The sequence below is a fragment of the Pseudomonas graminis genome, assembly GCF_004364335.1.
GTDB lineage: Bacteria > Pseudomonadota > Gammaproteobacteria > Pseudomonadales > Pseudomonadaceae > Aquipseudomonas > Aquipseudomonas graminis_D.
On record NZ_SOCR01000011.1, the window covers coordinates 128,112 to 140,710 of the forward strand.

Here is a 12,599-nt window from a genome sequence, read left to right on the forward strand (position 1 = left end):
TGCCCACGCTGATCGAGCTGGCCTGCGGCCTGCTGTTGATGATCATCGGCGCGCAGCTGTCGGTGCGCGCCGCCGTGGCCCTTGCCGCCCTGCTCAGAACCCGCCCGCTGTTCCTCGGCCTGACCGTCGTCGCCCTGGGCAGCAGTGCCCCGCAACTGGCGGTCGGGCTGCAAGCGGCGTTCACTGACAGCACCGACATTGCGGTCGGCAGCGTCATCGGCAGCAATATTTTCAACGTGCTGGTCACGCTGGGGCTGTCCGCCCTGATCATCCCGCTGCGCGTGGCCCGGCAACTGGTGCGCGTCGATTTGCCTTTGATGATCGCTGCCACGGCCCTTGTCGCGGCGCTGGCGTGGAACGGCGAATTGAGCGCGCTGGATGGCGTCGTGCTGTTGCTGGGCATGGCGGCGTATCTGTTCGTCGTGGTGCGCCAGTTCGCCCACGGCGCGCGGCATGTGGCCAGAACGGACCTTGAGCCGCGCCGGCGGATCTGGCCATTGCTGGGCCGACTGGCACTGATGGCCTGTGGTCTCGCGCTGCTGACGTTTGGCAGTCATCTGCTGGTCGGCGCGGCGGTTTCGGTGGCGCTGGATCTGGGCCTGTCGGAGCGGGTGATCGGCCTGACGGTGATCGCTGTCGCAACCTCGCTGCCCGCGTTGATGACCTCGCTGGTCGCCGCATTGCGCGGTGAGCGGGATATCGCGGTGGGCAACATCATCGGCAGTAACCTGTTCAACCTGTTGGGTGTGCTCGGCATCACGGCGTTGATTTCCACCGGGCCGCTGTCGATTTCGCCCAATGCGCTGGATTTCGATTTGCCGGTGATGCTGGGCGTCGCGGCGCTGTGCGTGCCGCTGTTCTATTCAGGGTATCGAATCACCCGGCTGGAAGGGATGTTGCTGCTCGGGCTTTACGCGGTGTACGGGCTGCACATCGTTTCGTTTACCACGGGCATGCCACTGGCCGAGCGGCTGGAGCGTTTGATGATTCACTACGCGTTGCCGGTGATTGCGCTGTGCGTTGTGGTGGGTACGGTACGGGCCTGGCGGCGTCAGCATTGAGCAATGAGCAATGACAAATTGTAGGAGCGCGCTTGCCCGCGATTGCGGTGGATCAGCAGACGATGCGCCGACTGACGAAATCCATTCGCGGGCAAGCGCGCTCCTACAGGTCTGGGTTAAATCCACCCGCCCCACTGCAGAATGAATATCCCGACATTGGTCGTGACAGCCGCTGCCAGGGTGGTCATGACGATGATCGACGCGGCCAGTTCATGATTGCCATTGGCCGCGCGGACCATGACGAAACTGGCCGATGCCGTCGGGGCGCCGAAGTACAGAAACAGAATCCCCAGCTCCGCATGACGGAAGCCCAGCAGCCAGGCACCCAGTGTGCAGATCAGCGGCAGCCAGACCATCTTCATCAGGCTTGCGCTGATCGCCAACGTGCCGCTCTCTCGCAACGACTTCAACGAAAGGGTGCCGCCGATGCACATCAGCGCCAGCGGCAGGGTCATCTGCGCCAGGTAGCTGCCGGACGTGTCGAGCCACTTGGGGAGCGGGATCTGGAAGTAGGCGAACGGTGCCGCGACGACAATGCTGATGATCAGCGGATTGGCCATGACGCTCTTGGTGATGCTCCACGGATCGGACTTGATCACCGGGCTATAGACCGCGAGCACGACGGTGGACAGGGTGTTGTAGAAAAGAATGACCAGCGCGGCAAGGATCGCACCGAGGGAAATGCCGTAGTCGCCATACATGCTCGCGGCCAGGGCGAGACCGATGACGCCGTTGTTGCCGCGAAACGCCCCTTGGGTGTAAGTGCCGCGCTCGGCGAACGGCACGCGGTAAATGGCCCAGCCCCACGACAACGCGAAACCCGCCAGCGTGGCGACAATGAAGTAGATCAGGACGCCCGGCTGAAACGCCGCGTGAAGGTCAGCGTGAATGATCCCCAGAAACAGCAGCGCCGGCATGGTGCAGTTGAACACAAGCGACGAGGCGGTGTGGATGAAGCTGTCGTTGATCCAGCCCACGCGCTTGAGCAACACGCCGAGGAACAGCATCGCGAAGACCGGCGCGGTGATGTTCAGGGTTTCCAGAAAGATTGCCAGCATGCACGCCAAACCCTGAGCCGTCGTTAGGTGGCTAATGATAGGCCAGCGGCGCGGGAAGTGTTACCGGCAATTGCCTGGTTATCGTACAACTGATCAAGAAGCGGGACCGCATTGCCTGTAGGAGCGCGGCTTGTCCCGCGATCGGCTGCGAAGCAGTCGTGAATTCGGTAAAGGCGGTACCTCAGACATCACCGTGCTTACAGGCTTTGCCGCCGCTTCGCGCCAGATCGCGGGACAAGCCACGCTCCTACAGGGTGTTGCGTCAGGCCTGGTTGGCCGGCTGCAGCTTCTTCTCAAACACCGAAACCCCATCCAGATCCCGCAGGGTCACGGTCATCTCGCCGCTCTGGCCGTCGATGTTCACCTCACCAAAGAACTGAAACCCGGCGAACGGCGAGGTGTTCTGCGCCGGCGGAGCCTTCTGGAACACCAGCTCAGGCCCAAACGTCTTGTCCAGGGTGTTAGGCCCGAAACTGCCCGCGTTCAGCGGCCCGGCAACAAACTCCCAGAACGGGTCGAAATCCTGAAACACCGCCTGATCCGGGTGGTAGTGGTGAGCCGCGCAGTAATGCACATCGGCCGTCAGCCAGACAGTGTCGCGGACCTTCTGTTGACGCAGGAACCCCAGCAGCTCGGCAACTTCCAGCTCCCGGCCTTTTGGCGCGCCATTGTCAGTGTTGGCGATTGCCTCCCAGCGCATCACGCCCGGGCTGATTTCGCCGTCGGGCACGCCGAGGCCAATGGGCATGTCGGCGGCGATGACCTTCCACTGAGCGCCGGAAGCTTGAAGTTCACGCTTGAGCCAGTCCAGTTGCTCGCGGCCCAGGAAGGCGGTGGTCGACCCGGGCTTGTCGGCCAGATTGGCGTCGTTGCCATCTCGGTAGCTGCGCATGTCGAGCACGAACACGTCCAGCATCGGGCCGTAAGCGATCTTGCGATAGACCCGCCCGCCGTTGTCGGCGCTCTGCAAGCGCATCGGGGAGAATTCGAGAAACGCCTGACGCCCGCGCGCCGCCAACAGCTGGATGTCCTTGACCTTGTAGCGATCGTCGAGCTGTTTGCTCGGCGACCAGTTGTTGGTCACTTCGTGGTCATCCCACTGCCAGATCTGCGGGACCTCGGCGTTGAAGCGCCGCAGGTTCTCGTCCATCAGGTTGTAGCGATAGGCGCCGCGGTATTCGTCGAGGGTTTCCGCGACCTTGCTCTTCTCTTCGGTGGTGATGTTGCGCCAGATGCGCCCGCCTTCGGTGACCACTTCGGCGGGCACCGGGCCGTCGGCGTAAATGGTGTCGCCGCTGTGGATGAAAAAGTCCGGCAAGCGCAGGCGCATGGCTTCGTAGATGCGCATGCCACCGATCTCGGGGTTGATGCCGAAGCCCTGACCGACGGTGTCGCCGCTCCAGACAAAGCGGATGTTGCGGCGATTGCCCGGCACACTGCGCAGGTGACCGAACCAGGGTTCGCTGGCGACGCCGGTTTGCGCGTCTTCGAAGAACACGCGGTAGAAGATGGCTTGATCGGCGGGCAGGCCAGTCAGTTCGACGCGCGCGGTGAAGTCAGTGCGCTGGTCGGCGAGCAGCGAAACCGTGCGGCGGGGGGTGCTGAACATGCTGCGGGTGTCCCATTCGACCACCATGCGCGCAGGCCGGTCGCTGCGACTCCACACCATCGCGCGATCGCCGAGCACGTCGCCGGACTGCACGCCGTCGGTCATCTTCGGGCGGTCCTTGACCGAGGCGATGACCGCTGGCGCAAGCCCCGGCAACAACAATCCAGCGCCAGCGGCCTGGATGATACGGCGGCGAGTCAGGTCGAACCGGGACATGTTTATCCTCCTCAAGCGAATGCCAAAAGGAGGACGCTAGCAGCGGATTGTTTGCGGGAGATGACAGGGAACCAGATGGCAGGCTTAACGCAAAACTGCAGGAGCGCGCTTGCCCGCGAAGGCGCCGGTACATCCAACGCATGTTCAGCGCCTGGGATATCGCATTCGCGGCAAGCGCGCTCCTACAATTGATCGCGTTCGGCAGATTGTTATCCGTCGATCACAATGTATGTGATCGGCGAATAATGGTGCGCCAAACGCGGTCGCTGTAGGAGCGCGCTTGCCCGCGAAGGCGCCAGTACAATCAGCGACGACTATGCGCCGGCCGGCACTGCGTCAAGCTCTGCGGTTTCAGGCCGTTTCAACAGCGCGTACAGCACGCCGGTCACGACGCTGCCTGCCACGATTGCCAGCAGGTACAGCAGCGCATGGTTGATCGCGTTCGGGATGAGCAACACGAACAAACCACCGTGGGGCGCCATCAGTTTGCAGCCGAAGAACATCGACAGCGCACCGGTCAGGGCGCCACCGACAATGCTCGCCGGGATCACCCGAAGCGGGTCTTTCGCCGCAAAGGGGATCGCGCCTTCGGAGATGAAGCACAGCCCCAACACGAAGGCCGCCTTGCCCGCCTCACGCTCGCTCTGGGCAAACTTGCGACGGGCGATCAGGGCGGCAATGCCCATGCCGATCGGCGGTACCATGCCGGCAGCCATCGTCGCGGCCATCGGCGCGCCACTGCTAGAGGCCAGCAAGCCCACGGAAAACGCATAGGACGCCTTGTTGATCGGTCCACCCAGGTCCACGCACATCATCGCGCCCAGCAACACGCCGAGCAGCACCGCATTGGCCGTGCCCATGGTGTCCAGGAAGTGGGTCAGCCCTTCGAGCATGCCAGCGACCGGCTTGCCCACCACGTAGATCATCACCAAACCGGTGAACAGGCTCGCCAGCAGCGGGATGATCAGAATCGGCTTCAGCGCTTCGACACTCGCCGGCAGCTTCGCGTAGCGATTGACCGCCCAGGCGCTGTAGCCCGCAAGAAACCCGGCGATGATCCCGCCGATGAAGCCGGCGCCCAAGGTGCTGGCGAGCAGACCGCCGATCATCCCCGGCGCCAGGCCCGGACGGTCGGCAATGGAATAGGCGATGTAACCGGCCAGCAACGGCACCATCAACTGGAACGCCGCGCCCGCGCCGATCTGTTTCAGCGCTGCCGCCAGCGTCCCCGGTTCTTCTGCCGCGTGAATGCCGAACACGAACGACAACGCAATCAGCAAACCGCCCGCCACCACCATCGGCAACATGAACGACACGCCGGTGAGCAGGTGTTTGTAGACGCCGGTCTTCTCCTTTTTGGAGGACGCTTTGGACGCCGAAGCCGTGGACTCGACCTCCGCCTCCGCCAGCGCTTTTTTCAGCGTCGCTTCAGCTTGCTTGAGTGCTACACCGGTGCCGCAGCGATAAATGCGCTTGCCAGCGAAACGCTCGGTGGCGACTTCGATATCACACGCCAGCAGCACCACATCGGCGTCGGCAATGGCCTGGGCGCTGAGCGGATTACGCGCACCGACCGAGCCCTGGGTTTCCACCTGCAGGTCATAGCCTAGTTTTTTCGCCGCCTGCTGAATCGCCTCAGCGGCCATGAAGGTGTGGGCGACGCCGGTCGGACACGCTGTCACCGCCACCAGACGCGGCTGCGCACCGGGAGCCGCCGCAGCCGGAGTTGCAGAGGTCGCGGTGTGCTCGGTCGCCAGCGCCGCTGCTGAACGCAGAAAGCCATCGGCGTCCTGCAACGCTTGCGCGGGCGTGGCCTGATACAGGCGCTTGCCGGAGAAGCGCGCCAGGTCCAGCGCACCGGTGTTGACCACCAACACCCAGTCCGCCGCTTCAATGTCGCCCGGGGACAGTTGCTTCTCCGGATGCCGCGGATCGTGGATCTCGACGCTGGTGCTCCAACCTTGGCGCTGGGCTGCCGCGTCCAGCAGACGGGCGCTGAGGACGCTGCTGATCTTGCCGTTCGGACAGGCCGTAACGATGGCTAACTTCATCACACTTCCTCTCTTGTTATGCCGTCAGGACGCGGACGTTGACGCCGCTTTCCAGACGTTTCAATTGCGCCGGATCATTGATGCCGAAGCCGATCTGAGTGACGGCCATGGCCGCGATGGCCGTGGCTGTACGCAAGGTTTGCTCGGGCTTGTGCCCGCAGAGCAAGCCGTGAACCATGCCGGCCAGCAGCGAGTCTCCCGCGCCGACGGTGCTGGCGACGGTGACCTTGGGCGGCAATGCCTGCAACGCCACGTTGGAACTGAACCAGTGAACGCCTTCCGAGCCCTGGGAAATCACCACATGCTCGATGCCACGCTGGCGCAGGTCCGCCGCTGCTTGCGCTTGAGCGGCGATGGAGATGATCGGCGCATCGAGGGCGTCGGCCAGTTCTTCGGTGTTGGGCTTGATCATCCACGGCGAGGCTTCCAGCCCGGCGCGCAAGGCTTCGCCGCTGGTGTCCAGCGCCACTTTCAAACCCATCGCGTTGAGGCGCAGCAACAGGGTTTTCAGCCACTGTGCGCTCACACCACGGGGCAGACTGCCGGCCACGATCACTGCATCAAAATCCGATGCGATCTGCTCAACCCGAGCGGCCAGCGCCTGTTGCGCCTGCGCGCTGACCTCCGGGCCCGGGCCGTTGAGGTCGGTGATGCGCCCGCTGCCTTCGGCCAGCTTGATGTTGCTGCGCGTCTCGCCCGGCACCCGCACGAACTCATCGACGAAGCCGCGCTTGGCGAACAGCGTTTCGAACGGCTGCTGGTTATCGACGCCGAGGAAGCCGGCAACGGTCAGCTCGTGCCCCAGATCCGCCAGCACCTGAGCGACGTTGATACCTTTGCCCGCCGCGTGGCTGAGCATGGCGTCGCTGCGGTTGACCTGGCCGATCTGCAAAGGGCCCAACTGCACGGTCAGGTCCAGCGCCGGGTTCATGGTCAATGTCAGAATTTTCGCCATTACAGCCCCTCCACCAGGGCACGCACGTCCGCCGCGCTGCCAACGGCCAGGGCCGCCTGCGCAAGTTTCCGGGCTTCGATCAGATTCAATTCACGGACGCAGGCTTTGACTTCGCCGATGCTCCGCGCCGAGACGCTCAATTCATCCACACCCAGACCGACCAGCACCGGCACGGCCAGCGGGTCGGCGGCCAATTCGCCGCAGACGCCCACCCACTTGCCATTGGCATGGGCCGCGCGCACGGTGATGTCGATCAGTTGCAACACCGCCGGGTGCAGGCCATCGGCCTGGGCGGACAGGGTCGGGTGACCGCGATCGATCGCCATCGTGTACTGAGTCAGGTCGTTGGTGCCGACGCTGAAGAAGTCCACTTCCTTCGCCAGCACCGGCGCCAGCAACGCCGCCGACGGCACTTCGATCATGATGCCCAGTTGCAGGTCGGCGACCGGGATCTCCAGGCGCAGACGCTCGGTCATGTCCCGGGACTGACGCCACTCTTCGACGGTGCCCACCATCGGGAACATGATGCGCAGCGGGCGATTGTCCGCCGCACGCAGCAACGCGCGCAGCTGGCTTTCCATGATGTCCGGGCGCTGCAAGGTCAGGCGAATGCCGCGCACGCCGAGAAACGGGTTTTCTTCTTTATCGATGGGCCAGTACGGCAGCGGTTTGTCGCCGCCGACGTCGAGGGTGCGAACCACCAGCGGGCGGCCGTTGAGGTCATTGAGCACGCGACGGTATTCCGCTTCCTGGGTGGCTTCATCCGGCGCGGAACTGTGGGCCATGAACAGCAACTCGGTGCGCAGCAGGCCAATCCCTTCGGCGCCCTGCTCCACCGCTGCTGGCGTACCGGCGCTGTCACCGATGTTGGCGAAGACCTCAACGGCGTGGCCGTCCTGGGTGATCGCCGGCTCCATGCGCAGCGCAGCGGCAGCCTTGAGGCGTTGCTCGCGGGTGTCCCGGTCCTTTAAGGCGCGCTGCAGGGTTGCTTCGTCCGGCGCGACGTCGAGGCGCCCGCGCTGGCCGTCGATCAACAACTGCGTCCCGGATTTGATCAGCAACACCGCATCGCCCGCACCGACCAGCGCGGGGATGCCCAACGCCCGGGCAACGATGGCGCTGTGGGCCGTGGCGCCGCCGCGCGCGGTGAGAATCCCGGCGACACGGGCAGGGTCCAGACGGGCAACGTCGGACGGACCGACTTCATCCATTACCAGGATGTAAGGTTCTTCCGGCTCAACCAGGTCCTCGACGCCGCAGATCTGCGCCAGCACCCGCCGACCGACATCCCGTAAGTCAGCGGCACGCTCGGCCAGCAGCGCATCTTTGAGCTGTTCCTGCTGACGCGCGGCGGCTTCGATCACGTTCATCCACGCAGCAGCGGCGCTTTCGCCTTGTTTCAGGCGCTGGGCCACTTCGTCGACCAGTTCGGGGTCGGCGAGCATTTCCTGGTGGGTGACGAAAATCTCGCGAATGGCCTTCGCGGTGCTGCGCTGAATCAACTGCTCGATGTCGATGCGCACTTGCGCCAGCGCGCTGTGCAGGCGTTCGTGTTCAACGCTTTGCGATTCGCCCCGCGCCGGGTAGTCGAACACTGGCAGAACATGCACATGGGCCGGGCCAACGGCGATACCGGGCGCAGCAGGAACGGCCTGAATCTGGGAGCCTGGAGTGGGCGCGCTGAGAGTCTTTTCTACAACTGCCGGTGCGGGTGCAGTCTCGGCGTGGGTCGGCAACGGTTGAATTTCTTCGCCCAGGCCTTCGAGCACCGCGGCGATCAAGGCAGGCAAGGCGTCGGCAGCAATCGTCGGCTCGGCAATGAACTCAAGGGACTGACCGCGCTGCACGCCGAGGCTCAGCAGCTTGCTCAGACTTTTGGCGGACACGGGATTCTCGGCGCCGTCGACAATGCGCACGCGGATGTCGCCCTCAAAACCCTTGGCCAGTTGCGCGAGGATTTTCGCCGGGCGCGCATGCAGGCCATGGGCATTGGCCAGGGTCACACGCTCGCTCGGCCAGTCTGGCGGCACTTCGCCGCCCAATGCCTGAAGCACGGCGCGGCTGCTGGTCGCCTCACCCAGTACGTGGCCGCGACCTTCGATCAGCAACGCGCAAAGACGTTCGAGCAACGCCTGGTGGGACTCGCCCAGACTGGCGAGACAGAACAGGCCGGTCAGGGACTGGCCCAGATGCCGCATCGGCTTGTCCGGGGTGACGAACGCCAGGCCGGGCTTGTTGACCATCTGCTCGCTGTGCAGCCACCAGAGGCCTTCGCCCAGCGGCAGCGGCTCGACCTGCTGCAGGACCGCCGCAAAACCGTTGCTCACACACTCGGCTTTGCGCAGCAGACGCGCGCCGCGCCAGACCAGTTCTTCGAAATCATCGACCATGACGCCCAAGCTGATCATCTGCGCATCGAGGGCCAGTTCCTGCGGCGCGCCCTGCAGCAGCTTGAGCAACGACTCGGGGTCCTTCGCTTGACGCAACGCTTCGCCCAGGTCGTTCTCACCGAGGGCGCGGGTCAGCAACTGAAGCAAGCGCAAATGCTCGTCGGACTTGGCGGCAATGCCGATGGCCAGATAGACCATTTGCCCGTCGCCCCAGTCCACGCCTTCGGGGAATTGCATCAGGCGCACGCCGGTGGCGAACACCTGGTCGCGGGTCTGTGGCGTGCCGTGGGGAATGGCGATGCCTTGGCCCAGAAAGGTCGAGCCCTGTTGCTCACGCGCCTGCAAGCCTTCGAGGTAGCCGGCAGCCACCAGGCCATCGGCGACGAGCAGGTCCGCCAGCAGTTGCAACGCGGCGGGTTTGTCCACCGCCGACTGGTCCATGGAAATTTGCTCTATGGTCAGCTCGAGCATTGCGTTCTCCTGTGCTGCGCGGGGTCGCGCCAGATTCTTGTTGTAGGACCGGTCATACACACCGATGACTGACGGTTTGCGAATATTCAACGCGAAAACGCGCATTGTTGCGTTCGTTCATGGCGACCTTTAGGCGAAAGACGCCATAAACAGGCCTGCTGAATCGTTTAATCTAAAGTGCCGCGCACGTTACTTGATAATCCCGGCGGTTTGAAGCTCATCCGGTCGAATCGTGTAGGAAACATCCTGAGCGGGCTACATGCTTCCTACAAGGCGACGGTCTGCTGTCATGATGGCTGTTAATCGGTGAAAATCCCTGCCACGGTAGTTCAGCTCTTACTTCTGCTTCTCATCACGAAAGGATGCCCGGCTTGAAACTCAGTGATATTGCGCGTCTGGCCGGTGTTTCTGTGACCACGGCCAGCTACGTGATCAACGGAAAGGCCGAACAGCAACGTATCAGCAGTGCAACGGTCGAGCGCGTGCGCGCGGTGGTCGACGCCCACGGCTTCCGGCCCAACCCGCAGGCGGCCGGGCTGCGCAGCCGGCATACCCGAACCTTGGGCTTTATCCTGCCCGACCTGGAAAACCCCAGTTACGCGCGTATCGCCAAACAACTGGAACAAGGCGCCCGCGCGCGCGGTTACCAATTGCTGATCGCCAGTTCAGACGACGATCCCATCAGCGAGTTGCAGTTGCTGCAGCTGTTTCGTGCGCGACGCTGCGATGCGCTGTTCGTCGCCAGTTGCCTGCCGGCCAGCGATGACAGCTACCGCGCGCTGCAACAGCAAGGGGTTCCAGTCATTGCGATCGACCGGGAGATGGACCCGACGTACTTCTGCTCAGTGGTCAGCGACGACCACGACGCCAGCCAGCAACTGACCCGCAGCCTGCTGGAGATCAAGCCCCGGCACATCGCCCTGATCGGCGCGCGGCCAGAGCTGAGCGTCAGTAAGGCGCGGGCCAGCGGCTTCGAAGACGCGCTGGAGGGGTTCGAAGGCTCGGTGATCGTCGAGCACGGCGAGGCGTTCAGCCGTGACTGTGGCCAGCAGCTGGCAAGCGACATGTTTGATCGTCTGGGGTATTTCCCCGACGCGCTGATCACCACGTCCTACGTCCTGCTGCAAGGTGTGTTCGATCTGCTGCACCAGCGCCGCCTGAATCCGGATCAGCTTCATCTGGGGACATTCGGTGACACGCAGCTGCTGGATTTCCTGCCATTGCCGGTCAATGCCATGGCTCAGCAGCATCACTTGATCGCTGAAAAGGCCCTGGCGCTGGCGCTGTCGGCCATCGAGCAGGATCAGTACGAGCCAGGCGTGCATGCCATCGTGCGGACATTCAAACAGCGGATTCACGAGGCGTAAGCAACGTGCGACTGATAGACACCCATACGCACCTGGACTTCGACGATTTCGACGCCGACCGCGACGCCGCGCTCGCCAACAGCCGGCAGCTGGGTGTCGAGCGCATCGTGGTGTTGGGCGTCTATCAGCGCAATCTGCAACGGGTGTGGGATCTGGCGCTCAGTGAGCCTTCGGTGTACGCCGCGCTGGGCTTGCACCCGGTGTTCCTTGAAGAGCATCAGCCCGAGCATGTGCAGCAATTGCGCGACTGGCTGACGCGCCTGGCCGGGCATCCCAAGCTGTGCGCTGTGGGCGAGATCGGTCTGGATTACTACATCGAATCCCTGGACCGCCCCCGTCAACAGACCTTGCTCGACGAGCAGTTGCAGATGGCCGCCGACTTCAACCTCCCTGCCCTGCTCCACGTACGCCGCAGCCACGCCGACACCATCGCCGCACTCAAGCGTTTCAAGCTCAAGCGCTGTGGCATCGTTCACGCCTTCGCCGGCAGCCGCGAAGAAGCGCGGGAATACATCAAGCTGGGTTACAAGCTGGGGTTGGGCGGTGCAGCGACGTGGCCGCAGGCCTTGCGAATGCATCGAGTGATCGCCGACCTGCCGCTGGAAAGCGTTTTGCTGGAAACCGATTCCCCGGACATGGCGCCCGCGATGTTTCCCGGCATGCGCAACAGTCCCGAGCATCTTCCCGATATCTGCGTGGTCATCGCCAAACTCATGAACATCCCTGCCGACGCACTGGCCGCAGCGAGCACCGCCAACGCGTGTGAAGTGTTCGGCTGGGACTGAAACCTGTCGCCGATTTCATGTTGTGAGAAGAAATTTCAAAGACTTAGCGCGGTCCCTTGGGTATCTCTCTTGGTAAACGAAGGAAACCCGTTAATGAAATTCTCGAAGTTCGCGCAGGCCTTGTCGCAGTGGTCCGGCAGCCCACGAACCTTCCTCGTGGCGATTGCGCTAATTTGTGTGTGGGCCGTAACCGGGCCATTCTTCCATTACAACGACACTTGGCAGCTGATCATCAACACGTCCACCACCATCATCACCTTCCTGATGGTTTTTCTTATTCAAAACACTCAGAACCGCGACACCGATGAGATGCATATCAAGATCGACGAACTGCTGCGCGTGACCAAAGACGCGCAGAACGCCGTGCTGAGCCTGGATAACCTCGATCAGAAGGAATTGCACGCACTGCGCAAGAAGTACAAGGCAATGGGCGAAGGTGTGGAGTTTGATCACACCGAGGCGTTTCCGGAGCCGGAACCTGAGGCGGGTAAAGAAAAAGAGGAGTTGGTGACTGGCCGCTGATACGTCAGGGGTCAATTACTGCGGAAGCCGGTTTGCTGGCGATTGGATTGGGTCAGCAATATTTGCGTTGTCTGGTTTGACGCGTTCGCCAGCAAGCCGGCTCCTACAGTGGGT

The 12,599-nt window shown here is 63.1% G+C and carries 9 protein-coding genes; 4 read left to right on the forward strand and 5 right to left on the reverse strand.

The features are described from left to right. Positions 1-8 precede the first annotated feature (8 nt). Positions 9-1,061, forward strand: coding sequence for a calcium/sodium antiporter (locus EC919_RS20960; RefSeq protein WP_133776305.1), 1,053 nt, complete (start codon positions 9-11; stop codon positions 1,059-1,061). 116 nt (positions 1,062-1,177) lie between these two features. Here EC919_RS20960 and EC919_RS20965 read toward each other — a convergent pair whose 3' ends face one another. From EC919_RS20965 to ptsP, 5 genes are all read right to left on the reverse strand, one after another. Then, positions 1,178-2,119, reverse strand: a complete 942-nt coding sequence (locus tag EC919_RS20965) for an AEC family transporter (RefSeq protein WP_133776254.1) — start codon at positions 2,117-2,119, stop codon at positions 1,178-1,180. Positions 2,120-2,381: 262 nt separating this feature from the next. Continuing rightward, positions 2,382-3,944, reverse strand: coding sequence for an alkaline phosphatase D family protein (locus tag EC919_RS20970; RefSeq protein WP_133776255.1), 1,563 nt, complete (start codon positions 3,942-3,944; stop codon positions 2,382-2,384). Between the two features lie 314 nt (positions 3,945-4,258). After that, a complete protein-coding gene (locus EC919_RS20975; protein ID WP_133776256.1) occupies positions 4,259-5,995 on the reverse strand; it encodes a PTS fructose-like transporter subunit IIB in 1,737 nt (578 codons plus the stop codon). Between the two features lie 16 nt (positions 5,996-6,011). Further along, positions 6,012-6,950, reverse strand: coding sequence for a 1-phosphofructokinase (pfkB, locus tag EC919_RS20980; protein WP_133776257.1), 939 nt, complete (start codon positions 6,948-6,950; stop codon positions 6,012-6,014). Next, on the reverse strand, positions 6,950-9,811 hold the full coding sequence (gene ptsP / locus EC919_RS20985; protein WP_133776306.1) for a phosphoenolpyruvate--protein phosphotransferase: 2,862 nt from the start codon (positions 9,809-9,811) through the stop codon (positions 6,950-6,952). Before ptsP ends, pfkB begins: the two co-directional genes overlap by 1 nt. 371 nt (positions 9,812-10,182) lie before the next feature. Between ptsP and cra the strand changes: the two genes are divergently transcribed. From cra to EC919_RS21000, 3 genes are all read left to right on the forward strand, one after another. Further along, positions 10,183-11,178: a catabolite repressor/activator gene (gene cra, locus EC919_RS20990; protein WP_133776258.1), complete on the forward strand. Its 996-nt coding sequence runs from the start codon at positions 10,183-10,185 to the stop codon at positions 11,176-11,178. Between the two features lie 5 nt (positions 11,179-11,183). Next, positions 11,184-11,963, forward strand: a complete 780-nt coding sequence (locus EC919_RS20995; protein ID WP_133776259.1) for a TatD family hydrolase — start codon at positions 11,184-11,186, stop codon at positions 11,961-11,963. 93 nt (positions 11,964-12,056) lie between these two features. Next, positions 12,057-12,485 carry a low affinity iron permease family protein gene (locus EC919_RS21000; RefSeq protein ID WP_133776260.1) on the forward strand — a complete coding sequence of 143 codons (429 nt, stop codon included), beginning with the start codon at positions 12,057-12,059 and terminating at the stop codon, positions 12,483-12,485. Positions 12,486-12,599 lie beyond the last annotated feature (114 nt).

Coding starts and splice junctions, on each gene's coding strand:
- EC919_RS20965 (WP_133776254.1), bottom strand. CDS start 2,119: ATGCTGGCAATCTTTCTGGAAACCCTGAACATCACCGCGCCGGTCTTC.
- EC919_RS20970 (WP_133776255.1), bottom strand. CDS start 3,944: ATGTCCCGGTTCGACCTGACTCGCCGCCGTATCATCCAGGCCGCTGGC.
- EC919_RS20975 (WP_133776256.1), bottom strand. CDS start 5,995: ATGAAGTTAGCCATCGTTACGGCCTGTCCGAACGGCAAGATCAGCAGC.
- pfkB (WP_133776257.1), bottom strand. CDS start 6,950: ATGGCGAAAATTCTGACATTGACCATGAACCCGGCGCTGGACCTGACC.
- ptsP (WP_133776306.1), bottom strand. CDS start 9,811: ATGCTCGAGCTGACCATAGAGCAAATTTCCATGGACCAGTCGGCGGTG.
- EC919_RS21000 (WP_133776260.1), top strand. CDS start 12,057: ATGAAATTCTCGAAGTTCGCGCAGGCCTTGTCGCAGTGGTCCGGCAGC.